The 18,098-nt window shown below is 63.3% G+C and carries 31 protein-coding genes; 2 read left to right on the forward strand and 29 right to left on the reverse strand.

Annotation, left to right across the window (positions count from 1 at the left end; all coding sequences use genetic code 11):
- Positions 1–19: 19 nt before the first annotated feature.
- A complete protein-coding gene (locus ABIB45_RS03940) occupies positions 20–1,315 on the forward strand; it encodes a Y-family DNA polymerase (protein ID WP_354215036.1) in 1,296 nt (431 codons plus the stop codon).
- On the opposite strand, the gene ABIB45_RS03945 is transcribed toward ABIB45_RS03940, so the two are convergent.
- Complete coding sequence (locus ABIB45_RS03945; protein WP_354214633.1) at positions 1,316–1,525, reverse strand: hypothetical protein; 210 nt, start codon at positions 1,523–1,525, stop codon at positions 1,316–1,318.
- 5 nt (positions 1,526–1,530) lie between these two features.
- Positions 1,531–1,839, reverse strand: coding sequence for a hypothetical protein (locus tag ABIB45_RS03950; RefSeq protein WP_354214634.1), 309 nt, complete (start codon positions 1,837–1,839; stop codon positions 1,531–1,533).
- A 117-nt stretch (positions 1,840–1,956) separates the two neighbouring features.
- On the opposite strand from ABIB45_RS03950, the gene ABIB45_RS03955 reads away from it, so the two are divergent.
- A complete protein-coding gene (locus tag ABIB45_RS03955; protein WP_354214635.1) occupies positions 1,957–2,448 on the forward strand; it encodes a hypothetical protein in 492 nt (163 codons plus the stop codon).
- A 181-nt stretch (positions 2,449–2,629) separates the two neighbouring features.
- Here the strand turns inward: ABIB45_RS03955 and ABIB45_RS03960 are convergent, their stop codons facing one another.
- From ABIB45_RS03960 to ABIB45_RS04090, 27 genes are all read right to left on the reverse strand, one after another.
- A complete protein-coding gene (locus ABIB45_RS03960) occupies positions 2,630–3,148 on the reverse strand; it encodes a hypothetical protein (RefSeq protein ID WP_354214636.1) in 519 nt (172 codons plus the stop codon).
- Entirely contained in the window at positions 3,138–3,431 is a 294-nt protein-coding gene (locus tag ABIB45_RS03965; RefSeq protein WP_354214637.1) for a hypothetical protein, read from the reverse strand. The genes ABIB45_RS03960 and ABIB45_RS03965 overlap by 11 nt, the downstream gene beginning before the upstream one ends.
- Before the next feature lie 23 nt (positions 3,432–3,454).
- Positions 3,455–4,057 (reverse strand): oligoribonuclease, encoded by a 603-nt coding sequence (gene orn, locus ABIB45_RS03970; RefSeq protein ID WP_354214638.1) that lies wholly within the window; start codon positions 4,055–4,057, stop codon positions 3,455–3,457.
- A 13-nt stretch (positions 4,058–4,070) separates the two neighbouring features.
- On the reverse strand, positions 4,071–4,265 hold the full coding sequence (locus ABIB45_RS03975) for a hypothetical protein (protein ID WP_354214639.1): 195 nt from the start codon (positions 4,263–4,265) through the stop codon (positions 4,071–4,073).
- Complete coding sequence (locus tag ABIB45_RS03980) at positions 4,258–4,548, reverse strand: hypothetical protein (protein WP_354214640.1); 291 nt, start codon at positions 4,546–4,548, stop codon at positions 4,258–4,260. Before ABIB45_RS03980 ends, ABIB45_RS03975 begins: the two co-directional genes overlap by 8 nt.
- 161 nt (positions 4,549–4,709) lie before the next feature.
- Entirely contained in the window at positions 4,710–5,123 is a 414-nt protein-coding gene (locus ABIB45_RS03985) for a hypothetical protein (protein ID WP_354214641.1), read from the reverse strand.
- On the reverse strand, positions 5,120–5,512 hold the full coding sequence (locus ABIB45_RS03990; protein ID WP_354214642.1) for a hypothetical protein: 393 nt from the start codon (positions 5,510–5,512) through the stop codon (positions 5,120–5,122). Before ABIB45_RS03990 ends, ABIB45_RS03985 begins: the two co-directional genes overlap by 4 nt.
- Positions 5,509–5,958 (reverse strand): hypothetical protein, encoded by a 450-nt coding sequence (locus ABIB45_RS03995; RefSeq protein ID WP_354214643.1) that lies wholly within the window; start codon positions 5,956–5,958, stop codon positions 5,509–5,511. The genes ABIB45_RS03990 and ABIB45_RS03995 overlap by 4 nt, the downstream gene beginning before the upstream one ends.
- A 235-nt stretch (positions 5,959–6,193) precedes the next feature.
- On the reverse strand, positions 6,194–6,403 hold the full coding sequence (locus tag ABIB45_RS04000) for a hypothetical protein (protein ID WP_354214644.1): 210 nt from the start codon (positions 6,401–6,403) through the stop codon (positions 6,194–6,196).
- Between the two features lie 79 nt (positions 6,404–6,482).
- On the reverse strand, positions 6,483–6,731 hold the full coding sequence (locus tag ABIB45_RS04005; protein WP_354214645.1) for a hypothetical protein: 249 nt from the start codon (positions 6,729–6,731) through the stop codon (positions 6,483–6,485).
- Complete coding sequence (locus tag ABIB45_RS04010) at positions 6,728–6,931, reverse strand: hypothetical protein (RefSeq protein ID WP_354214646.1); 204 nt, start codon at positions 6,929–6,931, stop codon at positions 6,728–6,730. The genes ABIB45_RS04005 and ABIB45_RS04010 overlap by 4 nt, the downstream gene beginning before the upstream one ends.
- Positions 6,932–7,007: 76 nt before the next feature.
- A complete protein-coding gene (locus ABIB45_RS04015; protein WP_354214647.1) occupies positions 7,008–7,244 on the reverse strand; it encodes a hypothetical protein in 237 nt (78 codons plus the stop codon).
- Positions 7,245–7,260: 16 nt separating this feature from the next.
- On the reverse strand, positions 7,261–7,407 hold the full coding sequence (locus ABIB45_RS04020) for a hypothetical protein (RefSeq protein WP_354214648.1): 147 nt from the start codon (positions 7,405–7,407) through the stop codon (positions 7,261–7,263).
- A gap of 14 nt (positions 7,408–7,421) precedes the next feature.
- Positions 7,422–8,459, reverse strand: a complete 1,038-nt coding sequence (locus tag ABIB45_RS04025; protein ID WP_354214649.1) for an RNA ligase family protein — start codon at positions 8,457–8,459, stop codon at positions 7,422–7,424.
- Between the two features lie 32 nt (positions 8,460–8,491).
- Entirely contained in the window at positions 8,492–8,869 is a 378-nt protein-coding gene (locus ABIB45_RS04030; RefSeq protein WP_354214650.1) for a hypothetical protein, read from the reverse strand.
- 70 nt (positions 8,870–8,939) lie between these two features.
- On the reverse strand, positions 8,940–9,137 hold the full coding sequence (locus ABIB45_RS04035; protein WP_354214651.1) for a hypothetical protein: 198 nt from the start codon (positions 9,135–9,137) through the stop codon (positions 8,940–8,942).
- Positions 9,134–9,652 (reverse strand): Panacea domain-containing protein, encoded by a 519-nt coding sequence (locus tag ABIB45_RS04040; RefSeq protein WP_354214652.1) that lies wholly within the window; start codon positions 9,650–9,652, stop codon positions 9,134–9,136. Before ABIB45_RS04040 ends, ABIB45_RS04035 begins: the two co-directional genes overlap by 4 nt.
- 74 nt (positions 9,653–9,726) lie before the next feature.
- Complete coding sequence (locus ABIB45_RS04045; protein ID WP_354214653.1) at positions 9,727–10,824, reverse strand: helicase associated domain-containing protein; 1,098 nt, start codon at positions 10,822–10,824, stop codon at positions 9,727–9,729.
- 86 nt (positions 10,825–10,910) lie between these two features.
- A complete protein-coding gene (locus ABIB45_RS04050) occupies positions 10,911–11,141 on the reverse strand; it encodes a hypothetical protein (protein WP_354214654.1) in 231 nt (76 codons plus the stop codon).
- A gap of 102 nt (positions 11,142–11,243) precedes the next feature.
- Entirely contained in the window at positions 11,244–11,786 is a 543-nt protein-coding gene (locus ABIB45_RS04055) for a hypothetical protein (protein ID WP_354214655.1), read from the reverse strand.
- Positions 11,787–11,869: 83 nt separating this feature from the next.
- On the reverse strand, positions 11,870–12,172 hold the full coding sequence (locus tag ABIB45_RS04060; protein WP_354214656.1) for a hypothetical protein: 303 nt from the start codon (positions 12,170–12,172) through the stop codon (positions 11,870–11,872).
- Positions 12,173–12,247: 75 nt separating this feature from the next.
- A complete protein-coding gene (locus ABIB45_RS04065; RefSeq protein WP_354214657.1) occupies positions 12,248–14,041 on the reverse strand; it encodes a hypothetical protein in 1,794 nt (597 codons plus the stop codon).
- A gap of 566 nt (positions 14,042–14,607) precedes the next feature.
- Positions 14,608–15,270: a hypothetical protein gene (locus ABIB45_RS04070; RefSeq protein WP_354214658.1), complete on the reverse strand. Its 663-nt coding sequence runs from the start codon at positions 15,268–15,270 to the stop codon at positions 14,608–14,610.
- Positions 15,267–15,707, reverse strand: a complete 441-nt coding sequence (locus ABIB45_RS04075; protein ID WP_354214659.1) for a hypothetical protein — start codon at positions 15,705–15,707, stop codon at positions 15,267–15,269. The genes ABIB45_RS04070 and ABIB45_RS04075 overlap by 4 nt, the downstream gene beginning before the upstream one ends.
- 46 nt (positions 15,708–15,753) lie before the next feature.
- A complete protein-coding gene (locus tag ABIB45_RS04080) occupies positions 15,754–16,863 on the reverse strand; it encodes an ATP-binding protein (protein ID WP_354214660.1) in 1,110 nt (369 codons plus the stop codon).
- A gap of 89 nt (positions 16,864–16,952) precedes the next feature.
- Entirely contained in the window at positions 16,953–17,537 is a 585-nt protein-coding gene (locus tag ABIB45_RS04085; protein ID WP_354214661.1) for a hypothetical protein, read from the reverse strand.
- Positions 17,538–17,545: 8 nt separating this feature from the next.
- On the reverse strand, positions 17,546–18,073 hold the full coding sequence (locus ABIB45_RS04090; RefSeq protein WP_354214662.1) for a hypothetical protein: 528 nt from the start codon (positions 18,071–18,073) through the stop codon (positions 17,546–17,548).
- Positions 18,074–18,098 lie beyond the last annotated feature (25 nt).

Below are 18,098 nucleotides of genomic sequence, written 5' to 3' on the forward strand. Positions count from 1 at the left end.
AATGGCTGAACTGCATCCGATGCGAAATCCTCAATCCAGGGTGGAGCGGACGGCCCTTATTGATGTGAACAGCTTCTATGTGTCGGCCGAGAGATCCTTTGACCCGAGCCTTGAAAACAAGCCGGTCGTGGTGTTGTCTAACAATGACGGCTGCGTGGTCGCCAGATCGAACGAAGCCAAGGCGCTGGGCATCGAAAACGGTGACCCCTGGTTCAAACTGGTTGGTGACGCCAAACGCACTGGCCTGATCCACCGCAGCTCCAACTACGAGCTTTACGGCGACATGTCGAGCCGCGTCATGGAGATCATTGGCCGGTATGCAGCCGTCACCGAGATTTACTCGATCGACGAGGCATTTGCTTTACTCCGAGGCACCCCGGAGGAGCTCGTGAAGACCGGGGTGGAGATCAAGGCTGCCATTGCCAGGAACACCGGGTTGCCCGTTTGCGTCGGCATTGCCCCGACCAAGACGCTGGCCAAGTTCGTCAACCGGGTGGCCAAACAGAACCCTGCCCTCCAGGGCGTCTGCAGCTGGGATACGCTGCCGGCCGCCCACGCCGAGGCGATCATGTCTAAGGTTCCGGTGACCGGTATCTGGGGGATTGCCGGCCGGCTCGGGAAGAAGCTGAACGCCCTCGGGATCTTCACCATCGCCGACCTGAAAGCCACCGATCCGGTGGTGATGCGGAAGAAGTTCTCGGTGCTCATGCAGCGGACAATTATGGAGCTCAACGGCATCCCATGCATCCCGATGGAAACCGAGATCGCGACCAAGCAGCAGCTGATCTTCTCCCGGTCGTTTTCAAAGCCGGTTACCACCGCGGCACGGATGCACGAGGTGATGGCGATCTACGCCCAGCAGGCCGCTATCCGGCTCGCGAAGGACCACCAGCAGGCGAAGCTGATGACGTGCTTCGCCGGCACCTCCCACTTCAACGAGAAGGCCGCCTCGTTCCCCTCTGTGACCGTCAAAATGGCTGCGCCGACCGCTGACCCGGTTCTGCTCACCAAGGCCGCCACAGGGGCGTTGGAGGGCCTGCTGGTCGACGGGGTTCCTTACGCCCGCGCCGGTGTCATGCTTACGGAGCTCTCGCCGGCCGGCGCCGCCCCGCAGCTGCCGGTTTTCGCCACCGCCCACGAGGAAAAACACATCGGTGCCCTGCTCGGGGACATCATGGACCGCTTCGGGACCGGAGCCATCGGCCTGGGTCGTGCCGGAATGGTCGAAGCACCGGATTGGGGAATGAAGCGACAGGCCTTGTCCCCTCGGTACACCACCGAATGGGATGAGCTGCTGGTCGTGAAAGCTGCCTGACTAGGAGCTGCGGTTCCAGGGTGCCCGGCTCTCCGGCTGCAGATCATCGCCGATGTCCATCGCGACAAGGATCGCCCAGATGATCGCGCCGACGTACCATCCGTGAAGTTCGTGCTCCGGGTTGGAATAAAGCGAGTACGCTGCGGCGGCCAGAGCCAGGAAAGCCACGGACTTGAAGATTATGCGGAAGATGAATTTCGTGACATCCATGGTGTTCAGGCTGCTTCGAGAGCTGCGAGCAAGTCGCTGCCTTCACGGACGTGGACCGCGGTGTGCCAGGGGCGGCCGAGAGGGTCCGTGCCGGCCGGGACGGTGATGCTGTCGGGCACGTGCTGACCGTTCATGTAGCGGGTCAGCTTGATGGCGATGCGGCTGCCGTCGTCCATGACCTTGGCGTCCAGGATGTTTCCGGAGACGAGACGGCCGTTGTGGTCGGTGGACCCGGTCTGGATGTACAGTCCGGACAGTCTTGGTGCCAGGGCGACGAGGTCGTCGTTGGGGATGTTGCGGATTCGGATGCTCATGCCAGGTCATGTGTGCGGCGGGGCAGGCGCCGGTCCCCGCTGCATCTGGAAATACCTGCAGCGTGCCGCCGAGAGCGCAGGCCTTCGCCCCGGTAGCGTTGTCCCGGGGTGAGGCAGATGGAGAACGGTGTAACGGACAGGCTCTGGGACAAGGACATCCAGGAGTTCATCGAGGCGTGCAAGCACGAGAAGCTGGGCGACATCACGTTGGGCTACACGGGAATGGACGGCGGTCGGAAGATTCTCAACGTCACCGCCACCTACCGCTCAGCTCGGGGACCTCTTCTCATCGGCTACCGATGGGCTGAAAACCGGCAACTGGGTTGGTTGCCTGAGGTTTTTGTGGGGACGCGCACCGCCCCTGCATCCCATGAAGCCAGGGCGCACGTTCGGCTCGCCTGGCAGTCGGGAATGTGGCGTGAGCGCAGAGACCTCATCTCTGCACTTCTGGCGGTGACCCAGGTGTTCTTCAGGGCTCAGATGGTCCGCACAGGACTTGACCAGGAGCACGCCAAGCGCTTCACCGCAACAGAGCTAACGGCCGAGCGCGCGCAGGAGCTGACCCTGCAGACGCTGAACGATCTCGCCTTCCTCTACAGCGCCCACTAGGCGCACATTCTATTGTCGGCTTCGAGGATTTGAACCTCATCTCCGCGACCACTCGCGGTGTTCTGGAGCTTGCATGTCGGCGTGCCGGAGTGTCTAGAATCCGGCCCTGTGCCCTGCTTCACCCACACCTGATTGAACTATGGGCCGTTGGGTGCCGCCGGTTTGCACCGGCGGCGGCGGGTCATGCGGTTTCGCTGGCCGTCCTGGGGACGAGTCGGACCGTTGCCTCCCAGCCGAAGTATTCCTCCAGCGGGGTGTATCGGGGCGGCAAGTAGCGGACGTCGCCGTAGTCGCCGGCGAGCTCCTCGATCTCCGGCAGCGGGGTGCCTGCCATGATCCGGTCGTGGACGTCCTGGTCGTACGTTTCGGCACCGGAAAGAAACCCGCACAGATAGAGCCGCCCGCCGGCGGACGAGGACAGGTTGACCGCCTGGAATTCGAGGCTGGCCAGAAGGCACCTGTCCCCGTCTGATTCGACGACGCCGGGCGGCGCGTAGGAATTGATCTCGAAGGCGGTCCGGCCGTCGCGCGGCCCGCCTTCCAGATCGGCCCCTTTCAGCGTCACCGCCTGGGGAACCCGGTCCCGGTCCGTGTGGCGCGGGAACCGCATATGCGGCGGCGGATCCAGAGTGATGTAGACGTCGAAGAACCCGTCCCCGGCGACTGTCAGCGGGCTGAACCCTGATGGGTCACTTCGCATTGATTACCGCCCCGTCCTCGCAGGTGATGGGTTTGCCCTGGTGGAGGTCGTCCGCCCGGACGTGCTTGCAGGTGTGGATCACGCCGTTCTTGGCAATCGACAGTGTGAAGCCGTCACTCCAGCTGGTGTTGATCCTGCTCTCGTCGACTGTCACACCGTCGGTGACGTAGTTGCCCGTGAGGCGGATGAGCTCGTTCTGTTGGGTCGCCTGGAAAACCAGCAGGACGGACAGAAGGACGATCGCGACCAAGCCAACAGCTACGACGGCACCTATTCTCCTCATGGGAGTGTTCAAAAGCCCGGTCATCAGAGGCGGCCCGTCATATGACCCAGGCGGGTGCGGTAGTAGCGCAGCTCCTTGACGCCTTCGCGGATGTCCGTCAAGGCGGTGTGGTCGCTGAGCTTGGCCGGCATTGCCTCCCACCCGACGCGGTCCCAGCGGTGTGCGAGCTCACCGAGACCGGAGATGTCGATGACCCGGTAGTCCATGGTGCTCCGGGTCCGGATGAAGAATTTGGAGATGACGTCGAAGTCGAATTTCACCGAGTTGCCGCTGATGACGATGCCACGATACTTGGACCCATCGGGGAGGGTGGTGCCCTTATCAGGGAAGTACGGGGCGGCAAACGCGTGCAGGACGTCGTCGAAGTGCGTGCGGGAGACATCGGAGGCGCGGACCCGGTCCAGCAGTCCCGTCTTGGTGTGCATATCCAGGACGAATTGGCCCATATGGGAAAGCTCCTCCTCGGTGGCGTGGATCGCGATGCCTTCCAGGACGGCGAGTTCATTGAGCTCACCATCGGTGATGATGGCTGCACCCTCAAGGACAACGGTGTTCGGGTTGTCCATAAAGCCGGTGGTTTCGAAGTCGAGGTGCAGGATGTTGTCGGCGTTCGGAATGATGGTCATGGCGTTCCTTCGGTCAGTCTTCATGGGGGTTCGCGGACAGGTCGGCTTTGCCGTCCCAGTCGCGGAGGGCTTCGGTGCCGTCGCGCCAGGCGGCGGCCAGTTCGGGGTCATCGTACGGACAATCGGTGGAATCGACGTCGCCGAAGATGTCGGCGTTGATGTCGGCACCGCTCACCCAGGCCGCTGAAAGGTCGCTGCGCTCAGGCACGGTAGCCTCCCCTCTTCAGGGCGAGGCTGATGTCGATGATTGGTTCAAGCCCGCAGTGATGTTCGTGGGAGCAGCCTTCCGGGGCGTTCCATCCGGACGCAGCGCAGGTGCATGCGCGAAGGTCGACGGAGAGAATGCCGTCCCGAATGACCAGGTCGTTCTCGGCGGGCAGTTCGGGTGCAGGGAACTTCGCCAGCAAGGCAACCAGCTGTGATTTGGTGACGGCGCCGGGCGCGTCGATCGCTGATCGAAGGGCGGCGTGCAGGCTCGTGGAGGTTTCCATGCTCATCATGTGTGCGGAGCTTGGCCGGAAGCTCTCCGGGCCTGGACGCTTGTGGTCGGCCTGCCTGATCGCCTATAGGCTCGAAGTAACCTGCCCAGGCCTACCTACTGGGAAGTTCAGACGCGTTGGACTTCATACATCTCTGGCCTGACAGCGCTGCCTTACCCGGCCGTGGCAGTCGGGTGTCGGAGGTGGTTGGCCGCCTGGGTCCAGCCGATGTTCGTCTCGGCGCTCCAGCGGAGCCAGTGCATGGAGCTCCGAATGGCGGCTTCCTCCTCCAGCTTGTCGGCCAGGCGTAGCCGTTCAGTCTTGGCGACATCGGCAGTTTCGGCGATCCCGGCCTGCTCCAGCAGATCCGCGACATGGCAGGCATGTTCGCCCCAGATAGCGTCCTCACCGACCAGGTCCGCGTGGCTGGACTGGAAACCACAGCCTTCTCCCATGCAGTCGACGATGACGGCCCGGCCACCTTCGACGACGGGTCGGGGCCAGTGAACCACCAGAGTTTGGGCGATGATGTCTTTGCCTGTGGCGCAGGCTGGCCGGTGCGGTGTGTCTGTGTCGGTCTGCATCATGTCTCCGTAGTGGTGGTCAGGTCGGTAAACGTGTAGCCGCTGGCCTTGCTGCCATAGATTTTTCCGGGGTCCGCGACGGAGGCACTCTCGGCGCGGCGGCCGTCTGCCGTCTTCCAGGAGCCGGGACGGTCGCCGGTCCACCCTTCCCAGTCGCGCAGCCATTCGGTCCCGTCGGCATCGACGGCGCGGTACGCCTCGAGACTGGCTGCCCTCGGACCGGAGTTGGACCAGCCCTCGGAGAAGAGGTCCCGGACCTTCCTGGCCTCGACGATGGTGATGGACCGGCGGGTCACTGGAGTCACTGTGTGAGCGCACCCGAATTGGCATGTCGCCCCGAAGGGGCTGCCCTTCTCGTCGATTTTCTCGATCGATCCCACGCCGAAGCTCATGACTTCACCTCGGCGAGGTTTGTGATGGCGGTGACCAGGTCGATATGCGAGGCGCCTTCGGTCTGGATACCGACGCGTTCGGCGGCCGAGTAGACGGTGTGCTGGAGCTTGACCAGGCGCGCCTTGACGCCGACGCGGTCCTCGGGCGGGGCTGCGTGGATGCGGACATCGAGGGTAGTGAAGACCGCGGTGCTTCCTGGCCTGCGCTGTTGGATGTCGGCGTTGCGTGCCTCCAGATCAGTCAGTCCTTCCCAGGTGCTCAGGTCATGCCGCTGGGGGTTGGGCCGGGCTGACCAGCCTGAGGGTCCACGCATCAGGTAGCCGGTGGATGATCCGCCGCCGGAAAGGAAGCTGTAATGGAAAGAGGCGACCGTCCCGATAGGTGGCTCCGCCTCGGGAACGAAGTGCTCGAACATGGGCTTGGCGGGGGATGCGTCGGTTGTCATGCCGATCATGTGTGCGGCGGCCAGGATAGCTGTTCCCGCGCTTGTCAGCTTTCCTTGGGCGCCTCGCCCTTGCACCGGGGGCAGTAATCCGTCTTGCCGAGCCGGGTGGCGGCACCCGTCGCCCAACCTCCTTCAAATGCAGCTCTTCTGCGTGCCTCAGGGATGCGCAAAGAAGCCCCGTCGTCGAAGACTTCGCCGCACGAATCGCAGGTGAGAGTGACGAAGCGGTAGGCGGTCACCGCGAGGCCAGGTCCCGCAGCGCCCGGGCTCCAAGGATGAAGGGAACGACCGCGAGTCCGATGATGGCGGCGGGGACTGCCAGGAGTGCTGTGCCGATCAGGGCTACAGCTACTTCGCCGCTGGTCGGGGAATCGTAGTCCTCGGAGTCGGAGGTGAACTGGAAGGAGCTTGCTGAGGACGGGGATTCGGTTGCAACGGATGTCATGCCCAATCATGTGTACGGACGACCGGGCTGTCGTCCCCGGACCTTCCGAGGGTGTACGAACTGACGCGGAACGAGAGGGTCAGGCATGGACGGCGAGCTCCTCGTCACCGGGGTACGGGTTGGCCCTGTTGGGGCCGACACGGCCGTAGCCGTCATGGCTGAAGTCGATCATCGCTGCGTACTCCTGGTCGGCGACACCGGACAGGTACCCTTCACGCCAGACAGCTGCAAATGCGCTGGCTGCATCGGTCGCCTGCCGGCGGCCGATGATGAACCAGGTGAGCAGAGTGGTGATTGCCACCGTGGCGACGACGATGGTGGCGATCATGCCATCGCCGCACCGTACTGGGATGAATCGGTCTCGTGGCGGACCACGTACTGCAGTCCGGTCCGCTCGACCTCGATGTGCTTCCCGGCGAGGTTTATTTGGACCGAGCCGTCGGAAAGGACGGTCAGCTGGAGCAGCCCTTCGATAGTTGCCTGGGTTGAGCCGTTGACGGTTTCGACGGTGACTTGAGGGTGTGCCATGGTGATGCCTTTCGAGCCGGGAGAGCTGTTCTGCCGGTCATGTGTGCGGCGGCGCCAGAGCTGCTCCCCGTCCGGGCTAGAGGCCGAGCTCGATGCGCATCTGGTCGCGGAGCTCGGGGGCCACGTACGCGAGCCGCGGGTGGTACGGGGTGATGGTCATGCCGTTCACCGACTCGTCGCGCTCAATGTGGACGCCATCGTTGGCCAGGCGGACAGTAATCACACCGCCGACGATGCTCATCCAGAGGACGCCGTCGACGGTGACCTGGGTGGAGTCCCCGGAGGTTTCTGTTGTGACTTTGTGCTGGGGCATCTTGGAGCCTTTCAGGTCAGGAGATGGCTCCATTGAAGAAGATCTCGTAGACAGCGAAGGTGACGGCAACGCCGATGATTACGACCGACCCGACGACAAGCCTGACGGTGAGGTCGATGGGGCTGCGGAAGGGCTTGTTGTGGTCTTCGTGTGACTGGGACATGGTGGAGCCTTTCGTTAGGAGTTCTTGACGAGCCATTTGTTGTTGATGGCTTTCATTCCGGTCCGGCCTTGGAGTTCGGAGATCCGGGCGCCGGCGGTGTTGTGCCAGACGATGCCTTCGGCCATGACATCCGGGTTCAGAAGGGATTTCATGCCTTCGACCTGGGCGAGTGCCTCATCAACCGTGGCCGGGAATTCGAGGTCCAGGACCGGGGTGCCGATCTCTTCGATCGCGGCAGGCCATTCAGACCGGGGGACGAATACACCGTCGCGCAGGACGTTGAATGCGAGGAACTTCTTGCCAGCCTCCTTGAGGGTGTTTTTGGCGAGGACTCCGGCGCCGTACAGCTCGCCCTGGACGGTGTAGCCCTGCGGCAGGCGTTCGAGGATGTTGTATTCGGCGGCGATCCTCCAAGGGGCAGTGGCCTCAGCGGGGCTGGCCGGGGCGGAGAACTCCCATTCACGGCCGGCGACCCGCAGGGTGCCGTCGTGGTTAATGAAGGTTGTGGACTCACCATCAATCTTCTCGGTGGCGATCCAGTCGTAGTTGGCGCGGAGGTCGGCGTAGACGTCTGTCAGGTTCTGGACCCGCTCAGCGCCGGTCCTGGGGGCAAACCGGGTCGGGAACTCGCCTGATACCTTCCCGGCGATTTCTTCGGGGATCGGCTTCTCGAACTTGGTGACGCCGAGGGCGGTGGCGAGGTCTTCACTGCCGGCCAGAGTTTCCAATTCAGGGAACAGGGTGGCCGGCATGGCCAGGCCCTGGGAGTAGATGCCCCGCATCCGGGCGGTCTTGAGGACGTGGCCGTGGACCCCGTTGAAAGTCTTGGCGCCTCGGGGCTCCAGGAACGCGAAGCGCGGGTCTCCCAGGGGAAGATGGCTGTCTATTTCGAAGTAGACCACTTTGTCGCCGGCGGCTACCTCGTCTTTTTTCACAACCAGGTTCCATCCGCGCACCTTGGCGATGGCGATGAAGTCAGCGTTTTCGATCTCCGTGAGCGAGGTGACGGTTTCTATGGTGACGAGCGCGCGTACGGCTTCGAGAGTTTCCATGCCGCCTATGTGTGCGGAGCGGGCAGGCTACCTCACCAGAAGACTTCGTGAAGCTTCTTTCTGCCGGCTGAGCCTCCGACGAAGACCGAAAGGACGAGGATGACAAGAACCCCGGCAGTAAGGGCACCGGCGACGTCAGCGAGTATCCCGCCGATGAATCCCCAAAATTGTTCCGAGGGGCTACCGAGAAGCTCATCGGCCCTGGCCTTGTCCTTGTAGCACAAGGGGATCGGACCGCTAATGCACCTCTGCACGATCGTGGGCGGTGCCATGGCCGTCTGCACCGAGCTTTGGATGGCGGTGGCTATGCCACCCAGGATGATCCAGAAATTTTCGTGGTCGGGATGGTTCCAGATCGGGATGGCAGATATAAGCCCAATCACGACGGCAATCCAGAAACTCCACCACATGGCGATCTCCTGAGGATTTTCCGATCATTGTGGACCCGGCTGCAGGCCAACCGCAAGATCAGCCGTTCCGCTACTCCAGATGCAGCCGCCACTCTCCTTGGGCTTCTTCCCGTGACTCCGGCCAGTTTTGGATCCACGGGCTGGCTTCGGCGCCGCAGCTGCATTTCCAGTGCCAGCCGGCGTAGTCGTCATCGGGCAGCGACGCGGTCGCGTAGCGGGGACCGATCAGCGTGTGCCCGGTGGTTGGGGAGCCAGGGGCGGCGGTCACGGCCAGACCCGCAAGGTTTCGTCGGTGTACTGAGCCATGAACCGGTTCGCGTACGCCGTCTGGTCTTCGGGGGCGTCATCGAGGGCTTTGAAGAAGGATTTCATCTCGGCCAGGTCGATCACCGGCTCGGTGTCCTCTGAGGTTTTTCGAGCCAGCGCCAGGATGCAGGGTGCTTCCTTGCGGGCAAGTTCGCCCATGCTGATCCCGGTCATATGGCCGTAGGAGTTGAAGACGTACTTGAGTACCTCGGCAGAATGTCCGGTGATTGCCGCGGCGTTGCCGGCGGGCCACTCAGTCTCGGTGGCACCGTCCTTCTGGAACGGGAACAAGGCGTGCGCCACTGGACCGGAATTCCGGATACGGATCTCCTCGTGGAACAGCGCAGTCCCGGCCCAGGCAAGATGCCAGCCCTGCGCGTAGTAGGTCATCCGGTGGATCGCTGCCACGCTCAGGTGCCCTCGGGCCCGGCCGAGCAGGAATGCAACACTGTCATGGACGGTCACGGTAGTGGTCATGAAGCTCATGTGTGCGGCGGCCCGCATCAGTCGACCCGCTGAGGAAGGGTGACCATCCTGTTGCCGCCCGGCAGTTACAGTTCCCCGGCTTCCGCGGCATGGGTGCCGGCGGGAAGGGCGCCCTCGATAACCCGCAGCCTCTCAATCCGATCCCGAGCCAGTGTGCCTTTTCGGTATTGGCGGCGCTGGAAGGTCAGCCAGGAAAAGAGCTTTCCTTCGCCCCATGTTCCAGGGAGCCGCCCGTCGTGCGAGGCGGCGTATTCGACGAGGGCTTCGAAGCTTGACTGCCATTCGTAGTCCTGGATGCTTGGGAATGTAAGGATCGCCTTGACCCGGACCTCCTCTTCGACGCTGAGTTTTCCCGCACCCAGGTCTTTACGGAAGGCGGTCAGGGCCGCGGTCAGGCGCTTCAAGTGCTCGCCCTCACCTCTGGTGCCGGGTGGATGGTGCTGATGCTCCTCGGTGTAAGCCTCCAGATCGCGAAGCCACTCTTCACGCCGTCGGATCGCCCGTTCGCGTTCCATGTCGGCAGCCGCCGGGTAGCGGTCCATCAGAAGCAGGATTGCTTCATGCCGCGCCCTAAGGGTTGGCGACTTGTCTTCCGGCCTGCCCCTGGTGTTGTTGCGAATCCAGCTGCTGAGCCGGTATTCCTCTTTGTTGTCCGAAACCCCGAACGGAGGCAGATGCCCGTTCCGGGCAGCATACTCAGACAGCTCATGCAGAGTCTGTTCCTGATCGGGGATGAGGGCGAAGCTCACCACGCCCGGGATCGCCTCTGCTCGTTTGAGCAGCGCCGCGCCAAGGCCGCCCTTCTTGATCTTTGCGCGAAGGTTGGCGACGAGGAAAGTCGCCAGGGACTTCTCTTCGGAATCGACAGCAGTGGTCAGCGGGAGGCGTCCATTTGCGGTGTAAAAGCGCTCGAGCTCGTCCATCCTGTCGTGGATGGTGTTGCGGGAGACGACAGAGACTGGCAGCGCTCTGAACAGCTGCTCCTGGGTCGGAGTGAGCTTCCCCGCCTGCAGCTTTTTCCGGTTTTCTGTCAGCCAGCCGTAGCAACTGCGCTCGAGGGCATCCTCGCTCAACTGGCTGGGTGTGCGGCCGTTGAGGTTGACCCACGTCGCCAGGTGGGCGCAGCGTTCCTCCCAGGTCATGGAGCGGGGGTTGTGGGTCATTAGAAAAGGTCCTCTCGGCGGCGGCGTCCTCAGTCCAGGGTGCCGGGTCTGATTCAACCACCTTTGGGGCATGGAGTGCCGCACACCTAGGATGCGAACGAGCGGGGGATGTCGAGCCCGGCGCGGCGAAGCTTGGCCAGGAGGTTGTTGTGGGCGCGGCGATCACCGGGGGTGCCGGAGTAGAACACCGGCGATTCCCCCCGGTAGGGGGAGCAGAACTTCACGTGTCCGGAGTTGGTGCGGTCGAATTCCCAGCCCTGGGACTCGGCTAATTTGACGAGGTTGCGGAGATCTTTGGGGGTGCTGATCTTTGCCATGCACCTCATGTGTACGGACTTTGGAGAGTCCCTCTCCGTCTTCGGACACGCGTGAGAACCCGCCTCCCATAGAGGGGTGGGCGGGTTCTCAGCGTTGGTCGGTCAGGAGACGACGAGGACCTCGTTGCCGCCTGCGTAGTCGTCGTAATCTTCAGTCTCCGGTGAGAACGAAATGGCGAGCTCGGACAGGACGTGCGGACGGGTCATGGACTTCAATGCCTTTGCGGCGCTGACCATGTCCGGTGCCGTCAGTTCCAGAACGCCGCTGACCACTGACAATTCCTCGGCCTCCAGCGCGAGTGACAGCGTGAAGGTGCGGAACGGTGTCACAACTTCCGAAGCTGCCTCACGCATGAACGGAGCCGCTCCCTCAAGCGTGTCGAACGCTTCCAGCTTCGCTTCGTCGATGTTCTCCAAAAGGATGGCCCAGACGTTGTCGTGGACTTCTTCGTCGTGGATGTAGCCGAGCAGCCCCAGAAGGTTCCCGTAGGTGTCTGATGTGGCTTTGAGCGTGACCTGAGGACGGGTGCCGTCCGGGTTGTTCGGCACGTCAATCGACTCAGGGAGAGTGAGGTTCAGGGTGAATACGGCGGGCTCTTCACCGGTGGGGTGGGCGGCCAGGTAATTGCGATCAAGAGTTCTCATGCAGCTCATGTGTGCGGAGAGGAAAGACCCCCTCCCCGGCAACGGGAAGGGGGTCATTCCGCCTGCTCTGCGGCGGGGCGGTGTCAGCCCTGCCGGAAGCCTGCCAGCATTTCGTTGATCTCTCGCGCCGCGGCAGCAGCGAGGGATTCCTCCAGGCCCTTCCAGATCGCCGACCGTTCCATCAATTCGAGGACAGGCTCGGTGGGGTCGGTTTTCAGCTCGCTCTTGACCGCGCGCTTGAGATCATATCTGGACACCAGCACGGTCTTCACGGTGCTGGTCTTGGCTTTGACTGTGTACAGGATCGATTCGCGCTGCGCGTCGGTCATCTCGTAAAGCAGGCCTACGATCGTGCGCTCTGCCTTGTCGAAATCGGGCTGGTCCATGGGGGTTCCTTCCTTCCGGGGAAGACTTGGTTGTACCCCTCATGTGTGCGGAACCCGGCCGGCCCCTCCCCGTGCTCAAATGTCCATATCGTCGTGCAGCCCCACAGTGGCGAACACGATCTTCCCGTCAGTCCCGCGCCAAAAGTGCATGCGACGGGCCGACGCGGTTTTCACCTGCAGAGCAACCCGCCAGGCGGTACCCAGCACCGGGTCTTCTACTGTTGACGTGCCGGCGACGCCGTCCCGGAGCCGGTGCATGTCCCGGCCCGGGAGTGAATCGGCGAGGCCGGTCAGCACCTCAACGGCGACCGCGATGATCTTGGCCCGGTCAATGCCCTGGATGTCATCGACAGCGGTCAGGAACCCGTCGGCCAGGCCGTACTCGGCGAGTGTCGTTTCGGCCTTCGCGCCGGCCGGAATGCGGGTGGCCCATTCAAGGTAGACCTCGTGCCGGAACTGGTCCTCGGGATCGCTGAAGAGTGGGCCTGGATCGGTGAGGTCATCAATGTCGCGGGACATCTGGCGGGCGCGGTCGGCCCGTGCCCGTTCTTTGCGGACGTCCTCGCGCAGCCCCTTGACCGTCCGGGCCAGGCTGGCGTTCTCGGTGGCCAGATCATCGGCGTCAGACATGGCGCGGCGGTGGTCCCGGATCCTGTCGGCGCGGTCCCGGGTCAGTAGAGCAACCTGGGCGCGCAGACGTTCCGTTTCTACGCCGGCCATGGCCGGGGAGGGCAGTGGGATTCCGTCAGGCTCCTCGGCAGAGTCCATCAGGAGATCCTCGAGCTCGCGGCTCAGGCGTGCGTTTTCCGCGGAAAGATGTTCGAGCCGGGACCGTACCCCGTCGAGTGCAGAGAACGGGTCGAAGACAGCGGGATCAGGGGTTGTTTCGGTCGCCGGTTGGTGTGCCGGCGGCGCCACCAGTTCGGAAGTCTCCAGTTCCGTGGACACTGTCGCAGCTGCGGGAGCGGGCTGGCCCAAGCGGATCCACGGGTCGCCGCCGATCATGAAGGGGAGTGCCTCCGCGACTTCCTCGGGGTCGGTGACGGTGCTCAGCTTCCAGGCCTTCCCGTCCGCACGCCCGGAGAGCCCGACGTGGACGGCGATGACCGATCCGACCGGCTCATTATTGGCGTGCCGCACTGACAGACCGGGAAACAACACGACCCTTTTCTGCGAGATGACCAGGGCCGGCTGAGTTGTGCCTCGATCGGCATGGTCGGCCGCGTCTGCCGGCGTGTGCAGTCCATCGGTGATCGTGAAGACGCCGTCGCGGACGGTGCCGGTGACTTTCTGGGAGGGGCTGAACAGGCGTTCGGGGCTGATCCCGGGCGCAAGCACCGAAGTGTCGATCCGGGCGATGCCGTCTTCGAGTTTGATGAGGACGCCGTCCGGCTCCAGGATCACCGAGACGATGCCTTCAACGGGGCTGGCGGTGGCGGGCCGTGGCGCACTGGAGGTGGTCGCCTTCACTGGAACCAGCGGCTCCATGTCGGCGACGTCATCGACCAGCAAGGAGATCGCCGAGCGGCCTTCCTCTTCGGTGTAGGCCAGGCGGACCATCGACTTGGCGGAGTTCTTGGCCCAGCCGTTGCCGGGCGGGTAGCAGCGGGCCGCCCCTCCATAGACCGAGGTGTCCAAGGGCATGGCGTCCTGGAAGTCATAGGCCAGGCTGGCCGAGCTGAGCAGGTAGACGTCCACGTCGCTGCCTAGCCGTGCGGCCAGGGCTGCCGGGTTGATGATTGGGCCGTTCTTCGTGGTCGAGACGACGACGGCCGGGCGCTCACGTTCGGGATGGAGCAGGATGGCAGCCAGTTCGATGACGTCACGGGTCGACGCGATGGTGCGGTACTGACTGGTGATGTCGTTCATGGCGATACTCAAAGGTCCTCCGTTGTGGCTGGTGCTTGTCTCACCATGTGTGCGGACCTACCCATCAAAGTGCCCGCAAGTCAGTCCGGTGATGACGGGGCGGCTCAGCATTCCATCGGGCGCTGATCGGGCTGGTGGGGGATCCGGCCAGTGCCCAGGCATGTCGGACATGACTGCCATGAATCCTGGACCGACATGAACAAGAAGGCGGCTACTCGTCCTGAGCAGCGGCAGGTCTCGCAGGCTTCCCCGCGGTCCATAAGAAGCCACTGTTCCAGACAGTAGAAGATGGCTGATGCGCCCTCGCCGTCAAGGAATTCCAGCGCAGGGTTGTATGCGAGTCCGTAGGGCGCCCAGTCTCCCGTGTAGCCGTACTCTTCGTCCCCCGTCCCAGGAGTTGAGGACCGTCCAGCATTCGGCAGTTGCGCCGTTGGGCATGGTGGCGCGGTACAGGTTTCGGGTTTCGTCGCCAACGTTTTCAAACTCATGACTTGCGACGGGTTCGGGCATCGAGTCAGGCCAGGTTGCCCAGGGGCTTTCCCTGGACCGGTCCGGGTGCGGGAGACTCACGCGGCGTTCCGCACTTCGGTTGAGGCTTTCGCGGTTGCCGCCAGCTCCTCGTATTGGGCGTCGGCGAGGTCGCGGATCCACCCAGGCAGGTAGGTGTCGTGCCAGGCGCGGGTGCCGCCCCATTGCGCAGTGGACCGGTCGCTGCGGCCAGCTGAATGGGCGTAGATGCTGTACCGGTGATCGCGCTCGGGCCGGTCCGGGTAGTAATTCCACGAGATGTCCAGGTCGACGGGGACAAACGCGCGGCCCTGCCTGTCGGCGACCGGGGCGGCCTCCTCGAGAATCCAGCGGCGGTCCAGGCCGTAGCCCCAGAAGTCGGCGGTTCCGGTGTCCGGGGTTGTCCGGTTGGTGTCCAGGTCGGCCCGAACTTCCTTGGCCAGTTCCCGTACCCACTCTGGCATGGCTGCTGGGTAGCCGCCGCCGGAAGAGTCCCAGGAAGCGAATGTGTGGTCCCGGTCTTTATCCTTGGCTGGCCAGGCATGCGAACGGCAGGAGGAGGGCCATCGGCCGCTGCTAACCTGCCACCACACCCGCAGGTCAACGGGAATGAATTCCACGGTCGGATACAGCGGGTGGGTCAGCACGGGTTCCGCGTCGCTGAGGTCCCAGCGGCGTTCCAGTGACCGGTCCCAGGTCGTTTCGGTCAGGGTCAGCTTCATTCCGGCTTCCCCAGGTCGTTGAACTGGATGATCGTCGGCATGGCGAAGAACTCATCGTCTGTGACCCAGAGGGCGACATTGTGCCCGATCAGGTGGCTTAGTTCGTTGCTTGGCGGATTCGGCTCGGAGGTATTGCTCGGCGCACTATACGCGCTGCCTCTCCGGACGAGCCCGCCGTCCCAACCAGTCACATAGCCCACGTGATCGCAGAATCCGCGGCCAATCTCCATGAGGGAAATGTCCTGGACCGTGACATTGATCCGGCGGACGGTTGGCCTATACGCGGGAACAACAGGGCCGGCCGCCTCTGCGGCGCACTCCAGAACCATCTTCACGATGCCCTTGGCATGGTCTCGCTGGACATCGATGAGCTGGCGTTTCATCACCAGGTCCGTGACGGCTTCGAGGTCGGCTGAGACAGGTGCGGTAGCTTCCATGCCCGTCATGTGTGCGGACGGTAGCGGATCGGTGCCCGGAGGCCCGTCAGTCCAGTGGGTTTTTGCGGAGATACTGCCGGAGACCGGGGATGGCGAAGTCGACCCTTCCATGGCCGGCTGACTCGATGAGCCCAGCAGCCAGGAGCCTCGTCCTGTACTTGGCGACCAGCGTCGGCCTTGACCCTGTCCGATGTATCAGGTCGGCGGCACTTGAGGTGCCCTCATCCACAGCCATGGCGTGAAGGAACTCGAGGTCTTTGCCGGAAACATTGGCAAGGGCGGCTTCGATCACCACGCGTTCGTTGCGCCGGATAGCCGCGGCGATCGCCCGGTCAACGGCATCCGGGGTGAGGGAGTCCTGATGTATCTCAGCCTCCCTCCAAAGGAAGTAACCCACCAGTTGAATGAGGAAGGGGTAGCCGCCGGTTGCCGTGGCCGCCCGACTGATCAGGTCCGGTGTGACAGCAATACCCGCGGCTTTGAATGTTTCGGTGAACGAAACCTCGACGTCACGGACAGCAGCTGCGTGGAGGTCGATTTTGTCGGCCCGGCGGAGAAATGTCGCGACGCCCTCGTTGAGCAGATCTGACACTGCGGATGGTAGACCGGCAAAGATCAAGGCAATCGGCAGGCGGTCCTGGATAAAGTGCTGGACGTTCGCTGCCAGCGCTGCCAGTTCATCCCGGTCGGCTGCATGGATCTCATCCACGGTGATAACCAGGCCGGTCCCGCGATCATCCAGGAGCCGGAGGAGATTTTCGCCCAGGTCCCGCCAATCCACCTCGCGCTCCGGTGTGAGCGTTGACGTCAGGCCAAATCCAGCGAGGGTGGCTCCAGTGAGACGCCGGCGGGGTTCAGGCCCATCGCCCAGTTCCTCGGCAAGACGGCGCATCTTCTCCCCGATCCGGCCCATGAATTTACCGTTGGCGGTTTGAGAAATCACCGCCCAGCCGTGCTCACGCGCCACGTCATGGGCTGCGCCGAGCATCACTGTCTTGCCGATGCCACGGGCGCCCGTGAAAATGGAGAGCAGACCGGGAGCCCCGGAGCCGAGCCTGAGGCCGTACTCGAATTCGTCCAGTAACCCCGCGCGGCCGATGACTTCCGGCGGGGTAGCGCCAGCGGTCGGGCGGAACGGGTTCTCCATTTCGGTCATGTGCGGGGCCCTGTCAGGTGAATCTGTGTGAATCTGGTGAATTTGGACAAAGAGGTGAATTTGGTGAATATGCCAATGTTACCTCGCCGCTACCAGTCTCTCTCCTCGGTCATGATGACCACGATGCCGCCGTCGATGCGGACACCGGAAACGTGCTGCTGCTCAGCCTGGCCGCGGTCCACCCAGACGCCGGTGTGGGTCTTGACCTCATAGGGGCCGCCCTCGCCCTGGATGCCCTTCCTGCGGATTGTTCGGAGCTCTTTCAGGACATCGGCCACGTTCTTCGGCTCCCGGCCGTTTGGATCTATGGCGAGCTGGTCGTAGTAGCCCCGGTAGGAGCCCATGTAGCCCGGGGAGGACTTCATGCCCATGTACTCGACCTGGACGTCTGCATTCTTGGGATGCTTCGCCAGGACGTCGATAAGCTCCGGCAGAGTGTTGACCTGGACGGGTTCGGTGCTGGCAGGCTGCTGCAGTTTGGCCGGCGCCACCAGGTATGTCAGTCGCTCGACCTCGGCTAGGAGCCACTCATGGGAGCCCTCAATTGTGCCAGCCGTTGCACGGCCGCTTCGGATTTGGGCGGCAACCCAGCGGTGATAGCCGATGTCAAAGGTGGGGGTCTGCTGTTCAGTGTCCATGGGCGTCATGTGTGCGGACGGCCGAGTCAGACTCATCGCTGGTCCTACCGGCCCCGGTCATCCGTCAGGATGACGACTCTGTACCGTTCAACTCTGATCCCGGTCACGTGCAGGTTGCTGGCATCGCGAAGCTTTGCAATCCAGACCTCCGTGGTTTCGTATGCGGCTGTCTCTGTGCCGGGGCGCGTGAAGCCATCGCGAAGGATGTCACGGAGAGTTTCGGTGAGGTCGGAGACCGTATCGTCCCCGGTGCCGTCAGGGCTGATTGCCAGGTCGTCATGGTAGCCGCGGTAGTACATCGCGATTCCCGGATGGATCAGATGGCCGCGGTAGTCCACGTAGAGAGGGGCGTCGGGAGAGCAGGATTCAAGTGCCTTGATCAGTTCTCCCAGCGTGGACGCGGGGATGATCCGGGTGTCAGCTGCCCGGAGTGCGGCCACGATACGTTCTGCGCTGCCCCGGTGGCAGTAGGCGATTACCCCACCCTCGGCTTCTTCGACGACCTGGAAGGTGTCGTCGCCGTAGGGGAGTGTCTCTGTGTTGTGCAGGGCGGATTCGGCGTAGATTTCCATGTGGCCTATGTGTGCGGACGACGAA

This window comes from Arthrobacter sp. UYCo732 (assembly GCF_040547265.1).
Lineage (GTDB): Bacteria > Actinomycetota > Actinomycetes > Actinomycetales > Micrococcaceae > Arthrobacter.